General features: G+C 49.0%; 13 protein-coding genes. 8 read left to right on the forward strand and 5 right to left on the reverse strand.

All coding sequences use genetic code 11. The features are described 5' to 3' along the window. The first annotated feature begins 3 nt into the window (after nt 1-3). From dapD to Undi14_RS12285, 6 genes are all read left to right on the forward strand, one after another. Complete coding sequence (gene dapD, locus Undi14_RS12260) at nt 4-831, forward strand: 2,3,4,5-tetrahydropyridine-2,6-dicarboxylate N-succinyltransferase (RefSeq protein ID WP_200180563.1); 828 nt, start codon at nt 4-6, stop codon at nt 829-831. 113 nt (nt 832-944) lie between these two features. Further along, complete coding sequence (locus tag Undi14_RS12265) at nt 945-2,087, forward strand: PilT/PilU family type 4a pilus ATPase (protein WP_234030574.1); 1,143 nt, start codon at nt 945-947, stop codon at nt 2,085-2,087. A gap of 16 nt (nt 2,088-2,103) precedes the next feature. Further along, nucleotides 2,104-2,490 (forward strand): arsenate reductase, encoded by a 387-nt coding sequence (locus tag Undi14_RS12270; protein WP_200180564.1) that lies wholly within the window; start codon nt 2,104-2,106, stop codon nt 2,488-2,490. Nucleotides 2,491-2,492: 2 nt separating this feature from the next. Next, complete coding sequence (dapE, locus tag Undi14_RS12275; RefSeq protein ID WP_200180565.1) at nt 2,493-3,620, forward strand: succinyl-diaminopimelate desuccinylase; 1,128 nt, start codon at nt 2,493-2,495, stop codon at nt 3,618-3,620. Between the two features lie 83 nt (nt 3,621-3,703). Further along, a complete protein-coding gene (gene prmB / locus Undi14_RS12280; RefSeq protein ID WP_234030575.1) occupies nt 3,704-4,639 on the forward strand; it encodes a 50S ribosomal protein L3 N(5)-glutamine methyltransferase in 936 nt (311 codons plus the stop codon). Between the two features lie 164 nt (nt 4,640-4,803). Then, nucleotides 4,804-6,792 carry an ATP-binding cassette domain-containing protein gene (locus Undi14_RS12285; RefSeq protein WP_200180566.1) on the forward strand — a complete coding sequence of 663 codons (1,989 nt, stop codon included), beginning with the start codon at nt 4,804-4,806 and terminating at the stop codon, nt 6,790-6,792. 94 nt (nt 6,793-6,886) lie between these two features. On the opposite strand, the gene Undi14_RS12290 is transcribed toward Undi14_RS12285, so the two are convergent. Beyond that, the gene (locus Undi14_RS12290; RefSeq protein WP_234030576.1) at nt 6,887-7,744 is read right to left on the reverse strand and encodes a zinc-dependent peptidase; all 858 of its coding nucleotides are present in this window, start codon (nt 7,742-7,744) and stop codon (nt 6,887-6,889) included. A gap of 320 nt (nt 7,745-8,064) precedes the next feature. Here Undi14_RS12290 and Undi14_RS12295 point away from each other — a divergent pair, with 320 nt between their 5' ends. After that, entirely contained in the window at nt 8,065-8,652 is a 588-nt protein-coding gene (locus tag Undi14_RS12295; RefSeq protein ID WP_200180567.1) for a hypothetical protein, read from the forward strand. A gap of 171 nt (nt 8,653-8,823) precedes the next feature. On the opposite strand, the gene Undi14_RS12300 is transcribed toward Undi14_RS12295, so the two are convergent. Continuing rightward, the gene (locus Undi14_RS12300) at nt 8,824-9,462 is read right to left on the reverse strand and encodes an NAD(P)H-dependent oxidoreductase (RefSeq protein ID WP_186897371.1); all 639 of its coding nucleotides are present in this window, start codon (nt 9,460-9,462) and stop codon (nt 8,824-8,826) included. A gap of 500 nt (nt 9,463-9,962) precedes the next feature. Between Undi14_RS12300 and Undi14_RS12305 the strand changes: the two genes are divergently transcribed. Next, a complete protein-coding gene (locus Undi14_RS12305) occupies nt 9,963-11,075 on the forward strand; it encodes an NADH:flavin oxidoreductase/NADH oxidase (RefSeq protein WP_200180569.1) in 1,113 nt (370 codons plus the stop codon). Nucleotides 11,076-11,205: 130 nt separating this feature from the next. On the opposite strand, the gene Undi14_RS12310 is transcribed toward Undi14_RS12305, so the two are convergent. The 3 genes from Undi14_RS12310 to ppsA all read right to left on the reverse strand — a co-directional run bounded on the left by Undi14_RS12310 (nt 11,206) and on the right by ppsA (nt 15,414). Next, nucleotides 11,206-12,153: an SPFH domain-containing protein gene (locus tag Undi14_RS12310; RefSeq protein WP_186885366.1), complete on the reverse strand. Its 948-nt coding sequence runs from the start codon at nt 12,151-12,153 to the stop codon at nt 11,206-11,208. Nucleotides 12,154-12,212: 59 nt separating this feature from the next. Next, the gene (locus tag Undi14_RS12315) at nt 12,213-12,647 is read right to left on the reverse strand and encodes an NfeD family protein (protein WP_200180571.1); all 435 of its coding nucleotides are present in this window, start codon (nt 12,645-12,647) and stop codon (nt 12,213-12,215) included. A 349-nt stretch (nt 12,648-12,996) separates the two neighbouring features. Further along, a complete protein-coding gene (gene ppsA / locus Undi14_RS12320) occupies nt 12,997-15,414 on the reverse strand; it encodes a phosphoenolpyruvate synthase (RefSeq protein WP_200180573.1) in 2,418 nt (805 codons plus the stop codon). Nucleotides 15,415-15,578 lie beyond the last annotated feature (164 nt).

Raw genomic sequence — 15,578 nt, forward strand, 5'->3', positions numbered from 1 at the left:
ACCATGACACAACAATTACAGCAAATCATCGACCAGGCATGGGAAGACCGCGCTAATTTCTCGCCAAAATCTGCGCCTGCAGAAGTCCGCGATGCTGTTGCGCACGTACTGAGCGAACTGGATGCCGGCAGTCTGCGCGTTGCGCAAAAAATCGATGGTCAATGGCATGTCAATCAATGGGTAAAAAAAGCGGTATTACTGTCGTTCCGACTGGAAGACAATATCTGCATGCCATCCGGCGATCACATGCAGTTCTTCGATAAAGTACCAACCAAGTTTGCGAATTACACAGCCGAAGATTTCGCTAAAGGCGGCTTCCGCGTCGTACCGCCAGCAGTGGCCCGCCGTGGCAGTTTCATTGCTAAAAACGTGGTACTAATGCCTTCGTATGTGAATATCGGTGCGTATGTGGATGAAGGTGCGATGGTTGATACCTGGGCTACCGTCGGTTCCTGCGCTCAGATCGGTAAGAACGTGCATTTATCCGGTGGTGTCGGTATTGGTGGCGTATTGGAGCCTATGCAGGCAAATCCGACCATCATCGAAGATAACTGCTTCATCGGTGCCCGCTCTGAAATCGTCGAAGGCGTGATCGTCGAAGAAAACTCCGTGATCTCCATGGGTGTGTATATCGGCCAGTCAACCAAGATTTACGATCGCGCCACTGGCGAAGTCAGCTATGGCCGCATTCCTTCCGGTTCTGTTGTTGTTTCCGGTAGCCTGCCGTCGGCGGATGGCAAATACAGTCTGTATTGCGCGGTGATCGTTAAACGCGTTGATGCACAAACACGATCCAAAACCAGCATCAATGAATTATTGCGCGGCGCTTAATTCGTTGACGGACTGACTAATAAACAGGTTTGAGTCTTACCATTTATTGAAAGAAGAAATTAGCCGGGTCACGATGGTGGTCCGGCTAATTTACTCTCAGAAAAGGAATCATCATGGCGGCAATGGAACGTTTATTTCAGCTGATGAAAGAAAAACATGCTTCAGACATGTTTTTTGCCATCAATTCACCTGTGCATTTGAAGATTAACGGCAACCTGCTGCCGATTAATCAGCAAAAAATGGATCAGGCAAATATTCTGTCTTTGTTGGCAGAGGTGGTTTCCGCAGAACACCTCGCGGCACTCGAGCGTGACAATGAGCTCAACATCGGTATCGGTGCGCCGGGTATCGGACGTTTCCGTCTTTCCGCGTTTCGCCAACGTGGTTCTTTTTCAGCTGTATTCCGTTTTGTACCGGGAAATATTCCGGCGCTGAACACATTGAATTTACCGCCTGTATTACCCGAACTGATCATGGAAAAACGCGGCCTGATCCTGGTTGTCGGTGCGACTGGCTCAGGTAAATCGACTACCATTGCCTCAATGCTGGATTACCGCAATGAAGTCAAAACAGGCCACATCCTGACCATCGAAGATCCGATTGAATACCTGTTTCACAGTAAAAAATCGATCGTCAATCAGCGCGAAGTCGGCACCGATTCCGACAGTCTTGAAACGGCATTAAGAAATTCCTTACGTCAGGCACCGGATTGTATTTTGATTGGTGAGATTCGCGATCTGAATACCATGATGTCGGCGATTGCCTATGCGCAGTCCGGCCATCTGGTACTGGCGACCTTGCATGCAAACAATAGTTACCAGGCGCTGAACCGTATCATCAGTTTTTTCCCTATGGAAAACCGCTCAGCCTTATTGCTTGATCTGGCGTCCTCTATCCGGGCGATTATTTCTCAACGCCTGATTCGCTCGACTGATGGCGGCCGCTGTCCCGCGATCGAAATCATGCTTAATACCCGTTATGTCTCCGAGCTGATAGAAAAAGGCGATATTTTCCAAATCAAAGAAGCGATAGAAAAGAGCTTGTCGCCGGGTTCCCAAACGTTTGAGCTGGCATTAATGAAACTGATTAAACAAGGTCTGATCAGTAAAGAAGAAGGATTGGCAAATGCTGACTCCGCCAATAACCTGTTGTGGCTGCTGAATAACGAAGCCTCAGGCACGCCTCAGCCACAACCCGAGCCAGAGCCAGAAGAAAGAGAAGAAGCATCTTTCACTGAATTTACCCTGAACGCATAAAGCCAATACACGCAACATGACACAAAGCCGCACATATTCAGTCACAGTTTTTGGCATTCCGAATTGCGACACCGTGAAAAAATCCCGCGTCTGGCTGCAGGAACAGGCAATTGATTTTGTTTTCCATGACTTTAAAAAACAAGGTCTGGATCAGAGCACGATTGAACAGTGGTTGCAGCATCTGAATCTGGATGTGCTGATCAACCGCAAAGGTACAACCTGGCGTGCGCTGAGTGATGAACAAAAAAACGCTGCCAGCAATCGTGAACAAGCGATCAGCCTGATGCTGAGCCATCCATCGCTGATCAAACGCCCGGTATTGCAAATCAGTCAGGGGCAGCAAATACAACATGTATCGGTTGGTTTTTCCACCGCACAGTTTGAAGATATTTTTAAAAAATAATGATGAGTAAAACCCTCGCCCTTACCGAACAACTGATCGCACTGGATTCAGTCACCCCCGAAGATAAAGGTTGCCAGCGCACGCTGATTTCCCTGTTAGAACCGCTGGGTTTTCATTGCGAAACCATACAATCCGGCGACGTCACCAACCTCTGGGCACGTCGCGGCAATACTCAGCCTTTGGTCGTCTTCGCTGGCCATACCGACGTCGTGCCGACCGGCCCGGTGGCGCAATGGCAATCAGCCCCGTTCACGCCGACCCATCGGGAAGGGAAATTGTATGGACGTGGTGCGGCTGATATGAAAACCTCGATTGCCGCCTTTGTGGTGGCGACCGAAGAATTCATCGCCGCCCATCCTGATCATCAGGGTTCGATAGGATTTCTGATCACCAGCGATGAAGAAGGCCCAGCCACCGATGGCACGGTCGTTGTTTGCGAAAAGCTCAAAGCCCGTGGCGAGCAGCTGGATTACTGCATCGTCGGCGAACCAACCTCTGTCGATGTGCTGGGCGACACCATCAAAAATGGCCGGCGCGGCACCATGTCGGGAAAACTGACAATCAAAGGTGTGCAGGGCCACATCGCCTATCCGCAATTAGCCAGAAATCCTATCCATCTGTTCGCACCGGCAATGGCAGAACTGGTGGCGGAAGTCTGGGATGAAGGCAATGAATATTACCTGCCGACATCGTGGCAAATGTCGAATATGCATTCTGGCACTGGCGCATCGAATGTGATCCCGGGTGACGCTGTCATCGATTTCAATTTCCGCTTTTGCACCGCCAGCACCGCGGAAAGCCTGCAGCAACGGGTGCATGCGATTCTCGATAAACATGGTCTCAGTTATGATCTGAAATGGACTATCGGCGGTCATCCTTTCCTGACGCCAAAAGGCAACCTGAGTGATGCGCTGGCAGATGCGATTCGCGCCGAAACGGGCATAGAGACTGAATTATCGACCACCGGTGGTACGTCCGATGGCCGTTTCATTGCCAAAATTTGCCCGCAAGTGGTAGAGTTCGGGCCGCCGAATGCCAGCATTCATAAAATCGATGAACACGTAGAATTACGCTATATCGACCCTTTAAAAAATATTTACCGCCGTACTTTAGAAAATCTGCTGAAATAAATTCCAGTAATTTCAGCAGAAAATCACCGTGCATCCGACTGAACACGTCACGACAACGACAACGACACCATTCAGGCGATGCCATGGCAAGAAAGAATCCTATGACAACACCCGCCTCTACTTTTAAAACCCTGCGCGATTTGTTGCGTTATGCAGTCAGCCGCTTCACCAAAGAACAACTGTTTTTTGGTCATGGCAGCAGCAATGCGCTGGACGAAGCCGCCTATTTGTTGCTGCATACACTGCATCTGCCGCTGGATAAAATTGAGCCGTTTTTAGACGCCAATTTATTGACCTCAGAAATCGACGTCGCCCTGCGCGTGATAGAACGCCGCGCCACGGATCGCGTGCCAGCCTCGTATCTGACCAACGAAGCATGGCTGGGCACCTATAATTTCTACGTCGATGAGCGCGTGATCGTGCCGCGCTCCTTCATTGCTGAATTAATTCCTGATCACTTTTCACCATGGGTCAGCGATCCCGACAATATCAGCAACATACTCGAACTCTGTACGGGTTCCGGTTGCCTCTCTATCATGCTGGCGGACATGTTCCAGAACGCGCATGTCGATGCGATTGATATTTCAGCCGATGCGCTGGCCGTTGCCGAACGTAATGTCAGCAAATACGAATTGCAGGATCGCATCACGCTGATCGCATCCGATCTGTACACCAATGTGCCGGATAAAAAATACGACCTGATCATTACGAATCCACCGTATGTGAATTCCGGCTCGATGAATACACTGCCGAAAGAATATCTGCATGAGCCACAGATTGCGCTCGCAGGTGGCGATGACGGCATGGATCTGGTGCGTAAAATTGTCGCCGGTGCGGCGCAACGCTTGACGAAGAATGGTTTGCTGATGGTAGAAATCGGCAATGAACGTGCGTTTGCCGAAGCCGCTTTTGCCGGTCTGAATATGACCTGGTTATCCACCAGTGCCGGTGACGATATGGTATTTCTGGCCGAAGCACGCGATCTGGCGGCGTTTGCCATACAGATGCAGGCGGGCTAATCGCAGCAACGCCGGATCTGAGTAACAACAAGCGCGAAAAGCGGATACAGTATTTTCTGCCCGCTTTTTGCCTTAAATATACTCCCCGGAGTATATTTAAAAGCCCTTTATTTACGCTGACAATTACAGCAAAAAGCAACATACTCCCCTTATTTTAAGTTTATATGATACGTTTGCAGCAAGTCGTTCTCGCCCGTGGCACCAAGCCTTTATTCGATAGCGTCGATGTCACGCTCAATCCCGGCGACAAAATCGGCCTGATCGGTTCCAATGGCGCGGGCAAATCCAGTTTGTTTGCGATGTTGCGCGGCGAGCTGCATCCGGATCAGGGCAGCATAGAATTTCCGGCCAAATGGCAACTCGCCCACGTCGCGCAAGAAACCCCGCCACTCGAACGCAGCGCGATTGATTACGCGATTGATGGCGATGTCACTTTACGCAAACTCGAAGCCGAATTAGCCGAACTCGAAGCCCAGCCTGAAAGCCACGACAATGGCATCGCCATTGGTAATCTGTACGGCTCACTGGCGGATGCCGACGCCTACACTGTGCGTTCACGCGCCGAACAATTATTGATCGGCCTTGGCTTCAAACTCGAGCAACTCGAAGAATCCGTCGCCAGTTTTTCCGGCGGCTGGCGTATGCGCCTCAATCTGGCGCAGGCGCTGATGTGCAAATCGGATTTACTGCTGCTCGATGAACCGACCAACCATCTGGATCTGGATGCCATCATCTGGCTTGAAGACTGGCTGAAACGCTATGCCGGTACGCTGATCATCATTTCGCATGACCGCGATTTTCTGGATGGCGTGGCGAATGTCATCGTGCATATCGATGAACGCAAACTCAAACGCTATTCCGGTAACTATTCAGCATTTGAACGTCAACGCGCAGCGCAGCTGATTCTGGCAGCGGGAACGATAGAGAAACAAAACCGCAAGCGCGCCCATCTGGAATCCTTCATCAGCCGCTTTGCTGCCAAAGCCTCCAAGGCAAAACAAGCGCAAAGCCGGATCAAAGCGTTAGCGAAGATGGAAGAATTAGCGCCGCTGCGGGCTGCCGCTGAATTTTCATTTGAATTCCGCGAACCACTCAGCGCACCGAATCCTATGCTGGTGATGGAAGATGTCGATTGCGGCTATCGCATCGAATCGGCAACCGATCACAGCTTCACAGAAAAATGCATCGTCAGCGATGTGAAATTTTCTCTGCAAATCGGTCAGCGTATCGGTTTGCTCGGGGTGAATGGCGCCGGTAAATCAACGCTGATTAAAACCATCGTCGGCGATATTCCGCCACTGCATGGCACCATGCAAACTGGCAAAGGTCTGTCGATCGGCTATTTTGCCCAGCACCAGGTCGAAATGCTGCGCCACGACGAATCCCCTTTATGGCATCTTGCCCATATTGCGCCGGATGTACGTGAGCAGGAATTACGTAATTTCCTCGGCGGTTTCAACTTCCCTGGCACGATGGTCACCAGCCCGATCAAACCATTTTCAGGTGGTGAAAAAGCCCGGCTGGCGCTGGCGATGATCGTCTGGCAACGCCCTAACCTGCTGCTGCTCGATGAACCGACCAACCATCTGGATCTGGAAACGCGCGAAGCCCTGACCGATGCGCTGGCACAGTTTGAAGGCACGCTGGTGGTGGTGTCGCATGACCGGCATTTGCTGCGCGCGACCACCGACGAATTCATCATCGTCGCCGATGGCAAACTGCAGCCATTCGATGGCGATCTCGACGACTACAAAGACTGGCTATTTAAAAACAAACTGGAAAAAGCCGCCGCGCCTGCGGCATTACCACAAAAAGAAAAGAAAGAAGCCAGCCTGCCGCTCGCCAAATCGATTCCGGTTGCCAAGGTTGATGATAAGGAACAGCGCAAACGTGATGCGGAGGAACGTCAGCGTCTGGCGAATGTCCGCAAGCCTATCGAGGCACGTATCAAACGTCTGGAAGACGAAATGGCCAAGTTCAATAGCAAAAAGAAAGACATCGATGTCCAACTCGAAGACAGCGATATCTACAGCGACGCCAACAAAGAAAAGCTGAAAACTTTGCTGCTGGATCAGGCTTATCTGGTGAAAGAATTATCCCAGATCGAAGCCGACTGGCTGGAGCAGCAAGAATTTCTGGAAGCCGCTGTTTAAGACTGATGGTGATGGCTTAGCATGTCAAAAGGGACGCACATCGCGTCCCTTTTTTTACATCTACATCCAATCACGCATAGTCACTAAAACCCACTCAGACCCACTCACGCGGATCAACGCAGTAGTAGCTTTTCAATTGCGCAAATAAGGCCGGATGATGCAAAGCCAGTGCCGCACTCTTCTTGAAAAATGCTTCGGTGGTGACGGCAAAAAATTCTGCCGGATTCGTCGCGCCGTAAGGATCTATCACTTCAGGATAAGGCTGCTGATGGTGTAGATGATCATGCGGGTGATACGACTGTATCGCTTGCTGTAACTGGGCGAATTCTGCCGCCATCACTTGCGACCACGCCTGATAGGCCGCCGCATTCGGCAGTGCCGGTGCGCCATTTGTACTACCAGTTTCGCTATCGAGCTGATGCGCAAATTCGTGCAACACCACATCTTGCCCACGCGTTTCCGTCTCAGCATTATGCGCCGCCTGATCCCAGGCCAGAATCACTCGACCATCGCTCCAGGATTCACCGCTGAGTCCCTGATTGGTATGCGTCACCACCCCGCCGCTATGCATCTCTTTGCGCGGCGCGACAAATGCGGACGGATACACCAGCACATGCGTCAGTTGCGGATACACGTCCGAGGCACGATTCAGCAACAGCAGACAGGCTTTACCTGCAATCGTGACCCTGATCTCATCGGTGATGACCAGACCATCACAACCGACAAAGGTCTTCTGATATAAAAACTTGCGTATGCGGCGCTTTAACTGCATCTGCAAATCCGTTGGCATGTGTTTGTACACAGGCAGATTTTTACGCAGAATTTTTGAATAATTCAAAGGAAACGCCCGTGACAACACGTACCGCAGCCGGGCGCGCGGCGCAACGAATACGCCCAAGATCAATGCCACCGTAATGAATAACAACCACCCCATATTTGCGCTCCATTTCATTCAACGTCATCTCTGGCCGCAAATACCTGTCAGCCCAGCCCTGCGGAATATGCTTGCATGCTGATTGCATACCTCATACAAAATGGGCATGAGTGGAACGAAGTCAAGTGCTGTATTTGCTTTGTGTGAGAACAGAGATATTGGCAGCAGAAAAACATGGCGTCGGTATCGACGTAACGTGGGTGAATAGATCAACACGTGACAGCGACGCCAGACGCCATTCTCAGCAAATATTTATCTGAACATACAAGTCGCATTGTAAAATTCACATTACCACGCTATTTCTACTGTCATTTTCCAACTTCTGGACACTTATTTTTATGATGAAATTTCTCTTATCCGCTTTGTTATCATTTGCCACCGTACACAATGTCAACGCGCAGGATTATCTCGATGCAATGGCAAAGCGCTCTTGCGAATGCGTAGAAAAACTTCCGGAAAATATCAATAAGCAGTCGATAACGATGCAGGTAGGATTTTGCATATTGCAATCAGCTACTCCGGACGACAAACTGAAAATACTGAAAGATCATCAGGTTGATATGAATAATCCCATGAAAGATGGGCAAAAAACGGGCGAGCTTGTCGGTGCACGAATGGCATCCGTATGCCCCGCGACATTGATAAAGTTAACATCTGATGCGATAGAGGCACGCGGCTCTGTCAGCGGAAAAATCAATAAGGTTGAAGCGGACAACTTTGTCGTATTTTCTTTGCAGGAAGCATCTGGAAAAGTCAGTAAATATATCTGGTTGACGCAGGTGAACAGTAATCTGGATCTGGCCGCTTCATACAAAACCCTGATTGGCAAAACTGTGAAAATCTCGTTCGAAACCAAAGACGTTTTTGACCCTAAAATTGGCGAATACCGGCCGTTTAAAATTATCACAAATCTGCAGGGAAATTAAATTCACCCAATGTCTGTTATCTGTTTGCACGCCGTACAAAGTGTACATCCCCGGGTTTGATGTTCCATTACAGGAACTGTGATAAATAAAAAAAGCTGCGATGAAAATCGCAGCTTTTTTTATTTTATCTGCATGCTTTTCACAGCAATGCGGATGCTCCGTCAAAATGGATTATTTGACTTCGGTGACAAATTTTGCAGTCGGACGGCGGACTTTTTTCAGATTGACTAACCAGTCTTTGTCTTCTTCGCGATAGCCCAATGGCAGGATCACGACGCTGCGCAAGCCTTTGGCGCGCAAACCGAGGATTTCGTCCAGCGCGGCTGGATCAAAACCTTCCATCGGTGTGCTGTCGACTTGTTCTTCGGCTGCCGCAACCAGTGCAGTGCCGAGGCCAATGTAAGCCTGACGCGCAGCGTGCTGGTAGTTCGTTTCTGCATCACGTGCTGGGTAAGTCGACAACAGCATGTTGCGATAGTTTTCCCATCCTTCGTTTTTGAATCCGCGCTCATCGTTGGTCAGATCAAACATCATGTTGATGCGTTCGGCTGTGTAGTTATCCCATGCGGCAAACACCAGCAGATGCGAGCCTTCAGTGATCTGCGCCTGATTCCAGCCGATGGCTTTGATTTTTTCGCGGATTTCTGCATTCGTCACCACCAGCACTTCGTATGGCTGCAAACCACTGGAAGTTGCGGTCAGGCGAATCGCTTCAAGAATACGGTCCACTTTTTCTTGTGGCACCGCCTTGGCTGGGTTCATTTTTTTGGTCGCATAGCGCCATTTCAATTTTTGAATTAAATCGGACATTACTGGCTTTCGATAAGAGATTGATCTTGATCAGATCTGACTTTCCATCGCACTTAGTAACCCGTCGCAATGGAATATTCGTTCTGATTAGGACTACTATATCAGGTTGCGCCATTTGTTTCACAAGAGGGCTTTTTTCGTTCCATTGCAAAAATATGAACGAGAGCATCGTCAGCGATAGCGCCGATATTTTCTATAGAAAACACATTTTTTGGGGAGTATATGGCTTTTTACCCCATAACCTCCTTGATAAATAAGGTGCTATAAAAATACTCCCCGGGAGTATTTTCACTATGTTTTAAGGCACTTCTGACTCTGCGTCATTGCTCAGCACAAATAAGTTTCGGCGGGATACTGACTACAAAAAAATGCTGCCAGCAGTTTTATTGATCTTTCGGCATAATGGCTCTGATGATTTTCAGTTCGGGCTGCCGTTGTCTTGGCCTTGAATTCCTTTTTACACATCCATTTGTTTTCTTTTTTTGCCTGGGATCTAAAAAATGAGCACCCTCTTTTCTCCTGTCAAACTCGGCAACCTCACTCTAAAAAACCGCATCATCATTGCCCCTATGTGCCAGTATTCCGCCGTGGATGGTGCAGTCGGCGACTGGCATCTGATGCATCTCGGCAGTCTTGCCACTTCTGGTGCGGGCATGTTAATTATCGAAGCAACTGCAGTTGAGCCTGCAGGTCGCATTTCGCCATACGATGTCGGTCTCTGGTCAGATGCAACGGAAGCCGCGCTGGGTAAGGTTTTACAATCGGTACGTCAATATTCGGCTATACCAATCGCAGTGCAACTAGCACATGCCGGCAGAAAAGCATCCAGCCAACGCCCTTGGGATGGCGGCCAGTTGATTGCCGAAGCGGATGGTGGCTGGCAAACCGTTTCAGCGTCTGCGATTCCACACAACGCCAAAGAAACCGCGCCGCTTGCGCTGGATGCAGCCGGATTGGAACGCGTCAAACAGGCTTTTGTTGATGCGGCCAAACGTGCACACCGACTGGGAATTGACGCGATTGAATTACATGCCGCGCACGGTTATCTGATGCATCAGTTTTTATCGCCATTGTCAAATCAACGCACGGATCAATACGGTGGCAGCCTGGAAAACCGTCTGCGTTTTCCATTAGAGATATTTGATGCGGTCAAAGCGGCGCTGCCAGATGGCTATACGCTGGGCATACGGATTTCTGCCAGCGACTGGGTTGACGGCGGCTGGGATGTCGCGCAAAGCAGCGTCTTTACCAAAGAGTTAGAGCAACGGGGCTGCGCATTTATACACGTATCCAGTGGCGGCCTTTCACCTTTACAACAGATTCCGCTGGAACCCGGTTATCAGGTGCATTTTGCGGAAGCGATCAAGAAAGTGACAACAATGCCAGTGATTGCAGTCGGGTTGATTACCGAAGCCGAACACGCAGAAAGTATTCTGAATCAAGGGCAAGCGGACATGATCGGTATTGCCCGTGGCATCCTGTATGACCCGCACTGGCCTTGGCATGCAGCGGCAAAACTAGGCGCGAGCGTCGATGTGCCGCCGCAATACTGGCGCTCACAACCACGCGAATATAAAACCTTGTTTGGTGAAACCCGTATGGGCGGTCGCTGAACAACGTAAGTAATAAAAAAAGGACTGCCCTTCACATGGCAGTCCTTTTTTAGATTCAATTTAAAATAGCAGCGACTCCAGTTGATTGGTATCGCTGCCTTAGGTTGCATTACATTGCGTCACGGTCTCCTTATACCGGGCGACGTGGTGCTTCGACCGTTGCTGGTTTTTGTGATTTCACAACCTGCATCGCTGTCGCGATTAATCCACTCATATCACCCAGATTCGCTGGCACGATAATCGAATTATTTGTCTTCGCCAGATTACCGAATGCGCCGACATATTGCTCTGCCACTTTCAGATTCACGGCATCAGAGCCACCTGGCTCCTGTATCGCTGCAGCCGTTTTACGGATCGCTTCCGCGCTCGCTTCGGCAATCGCCAGAATAGCCGCCGCCTGACCTTGTGCGCGGTTAATGGATGCCTGCATCTCACCTTCAGACTTCGCAATCGATGCTTCACGTTCACCCGTGGCGATATTGATCTGCTCTTGTTTGCGGCCTTCAGAAGCAGCGATCAATGCACGTTTTTCACGTTCAGCGGTAATTTGCGCCTGCATCGCATGCAGAATTTCTTTTGGCGGGGTCAGATCTTTGATTTCATAACGCAATACTTTCACGCCCCAGTTTGCGGCAGACTCATCAATCGCGCTGACGATCGTGGTATTGATGTGGTCACGTTCTTCAAAGGTTTTATCGAGCTCCATCTTACCGATCACCGAGCGCAAAGTGGTTTGCGCTAATTGAGTAATAGCGGCGATGTAATTCGACGAGCCATACGAAGCACGCATCGCATCGGTAATCTGAAAATACAGAATGCCATCGACCTGCAACTGCGTATTGTCTTTCGTAATACATACTTGCGGCGGTACATCCAGCGGGATTTCCTTGAGTATGTGTTTGTACGCTATCCGATCTATGAACGGCACAACGATATTCAAACCCGGCCCCAGTGTGCTGTGATATTTACCTAAACGCTCAACGACCCAGGCGTGCTGCTGAGGCACAACATTAATTGTTTTGATCACAAACACAATTGCCAGCACTAACAGCACCAGAGCTACGCTACCTATTTCCATATAGTCACCTTAATTTTTATTGAAAATTTACTCAAAAATGTCTGCGTTTCTTGTCCTGCTTACGAGGGTTTGACAATCAGACGACTGCCCTGCACTTCATCAATCACATAGATCCCCGGATAACCGGTGGAGTGCTGCAATTCCACATCCCACATCGCACCACGATACATCGCGCGTGCAATGTATTTACCATTTCCCTGATCCTGCCAGTCCTGCACCTGCAATGTCTGACCGATATCCATATTCACGTTCGGATCGTGCGCTACACTCTTATTTCCTTTCCAGCCGTATTTGCTGTTGTGTAATGCCAGTGTCGCCAGGCTACCTACCAGCGCAGCGATTATCATCTGCGATGACGTCGACAGTGTGAAAACAGCAGCAATTGCACCTGCTGCCAGCCCTATAGAAATCATCAGCAAATAAAAAGTGCCGGTGAATAATTCAAGTATGACGACCAGTCCGGCAATGACCGCCCACATCATCCATGCATTCATTTTTTGTTATCTCCTTGTTGTTCGTTGGTGATTGCTGTCTTGTTAAGGTATTGCATTGTGATTTAATACAATAAAAGAAACATCGGTAATATATATGATAATTTACCCATAAAAAAAAGCCCTTGCGACCAGTTGGTAGCGAGGGCTTTTTTACGGATGTGTTGATGTAATTGATTTTATTTTTATTTCGTTTTCAATGATTCAGAGTTTAACCATTCGCAAAAAAATAACAATAAATTTATTAACTATGTGCACACGAAACAACGGAATAAAAATGCAAAAAACGCGAGAGAACATCACTGTTCATCTCGCGTTTCAGCAACCAAAATCAGAAAAATTAATTAATTAATTACTTACTGACTGCTGCCAGTTTTTGCCAGGTATCCACCACGGAATCAGGATTCAGAGAAATTGATTCTATGCCTTCTTTCATCAGCCATTCAGCAAAATCCGGATGATCGGATGGGCCTTGCCCGCAAATACCGACGTACTTATTCAGCTTACGGCAGGCAGCAATCGCTTTGGAAAGTAAAGCGCGGACTGCAGGATCTCGTTCATCGAAATCTGCTGCCAGCAACTCAAGACCAGAGTCGCGATCAAGACCCAGCGTAAGTTGAGTCAGATCATTCGAACCAATCGAGAAACCGTCAAAGAATTCGAGGAATTCTTCTGCCAGAATCGCATTGGAAGGAACCTCGCACATCATGATCAGGCGCAAGCCATTTTCACCGCGCTTCAAGCCATTTTTCGCCAGTAAATTCACGACTTTCTCTGCTTGACCCAGTGTCCGTACGAATGGCACCATGATTTCAACGTTGGTCAAACCCATGTCATTACGTACGCGCTTCATCGCCTGACATTCCATCTCAAACGACTCATGGAAATCTGAGGCAAGGTAACGTGCAGCGCCACGGAAACCCAACATTGGATTTTCTTCATCCGGCTCATAGCGTGAACCGCCAATCAATTTTTTGTACTCATTGGATTTGAAATCAGATAAGCGAACGATGACTTTCTTAGGCCAGAATGCGGCTGCAATGGTAGCAACGCCTTCTGCTAATTTATCAACGTAAAAAGCTCTTGGTGATGCGTGACCACGCGCCACAGATTCAACCGCTTTTTTCAGATCAGCGTCAATGTTCGGATATTCCAGAATCGCTTTTGGATGGACGCCGATATTATTATTGATAATGAATTCCAGACGCGCCAAACCAACACCATCATTTGGCACAGATTGGAAATCGAACGCCAGTTGTGGGTTACCGACGTTGAGCATGATTTTCAACGGCAGCTTAGGAAGATCGCCACGCAACTCTTCCGTTACCTCAGTTTCCAGTAAGCCGTCATAAATCTTACCTTCGTCGCCTTCTGCACAAGAGACGGTGACCAATGTTCCATCTTTCAGAACATCCGTCGCATGACCACAACCAACCACCGCAGGTACGCCAAGTTCGCGCGCAATAATCGCCGCATGGCATGTACGGCCACCACGGTTAGTCACAATCGCGGAAGCACGTTTCATGACTGGCTCCCAGTTAGGATCAGTCATATCTGCGACCAGAACATCACCTGGTTGTACACGTTCCATTTCAGATGGATCATGAATCACGCGTACGCGACCCGCGCCGATTTTCTGACCAATCGCACGGCCAGATGTCAGCACAGTACCAGTACCTTTGAGTTTGAAACGCTGTTGTGCTTCGGTGGCACTTTGCTGAGATTTCACAGTTTCAGGACGCGCTTGCAGGATATACAGCTTACCGTCACGACCATCTTTGCCCCATTCGATATCCATAGGACGACCGTAATGTTTCTCGATGATCACCGCATACTTCGCCAGTTCAACGACTTCAGTATCGTTCAACGAGTAACGATTGCGCAATTCGACAGAAACATCCACAGTCTTGACCGAGCGGCCTGCTTTTGCTTCGCCGGTAAATTCCATTTTGATCAGTTTGGAACCGATATTGCGACGGATCACCGGCAATTTACCTTGCTCCAACATCGGTTTGTGCACATAGAATTCATCCGGATTCACGGCACCCTGCACCACCGTTTCGCCCAGACCATAACTGGAGGTGATGAATACCACATCTTCAAAACCAGATTCGGTATCGATCGTAAACATCACACCGGCTGCGCCGAGATCAGAACGAACCATACGTTGCACGCCTGCTGACAAGGCAACCTCAGCATGAGTAAAGCCTTTGTGAACACGGTAGGAAATGGCACGGTCGTTGTACAAAGAAGCAAATACGTGTTTCATCGCTTCCAGCACGTTTTCGATACCGACCACATTCAAGAAAGTTTCTTGCTGGCCAGCAAAAGACGCATCTGGCAAATCTTCCGCGGTAGCGGAAGAGCGTACTGCAAACGACATTTCTGCAGTCGAATCTGCAACCAGACGGTTGTAAAATTCTTCAATTTCTTTTTGCAAACGTGGCTGAAAAGGTGTTTCCGTAATCCATTGACGAATTTCGGCACCAGCTTTTGCCAATTCTTTGACATCATCAATATCCAGATGTTCAAGGCGGTTAGCAATACGCTGCGCAAGCGAAAGCCCGCCATCGACTGAATAGGATAAAAAATCACGAAACGCTTGTGCTGTGGTCGCAAAACCACCCGGAACACGAACACCAGCGGAAGCCAGCTGGCTGATCATTTCGCCTAAAGATGCATTTTTTCCGCCGACGGATTCAACATCCGTCATGCGTAAATGCTCAAACGAAGCGACATAAGTCGCTTCGGTATTTGCTGCGTTGGACATAACAACCTCTTTTGATGGTAAGAAATCTTTGCTAAGTACTGCTTCGTCGCTGACCAGATTTTTGTTATTCTTGGGGCTAGCGACTTTTCATATCCTGTTAACGCATTTTACATTGTGTCTCGCAAAATTGAGCCATGTGGCAAAAGAAATTGCCTACTTTTTTG

This window comes from Undibacterium sp. 14-3-2 (assembly GCF_016595265.1).
In the GTDB taxonomy this organism is placed as follows: Bacteria; Pseudomonadota; Gammaproteobacteria; order Burkholderiales; family Burkholderiaceae_D; genus Undibacterium; species Undibacterium aquatile.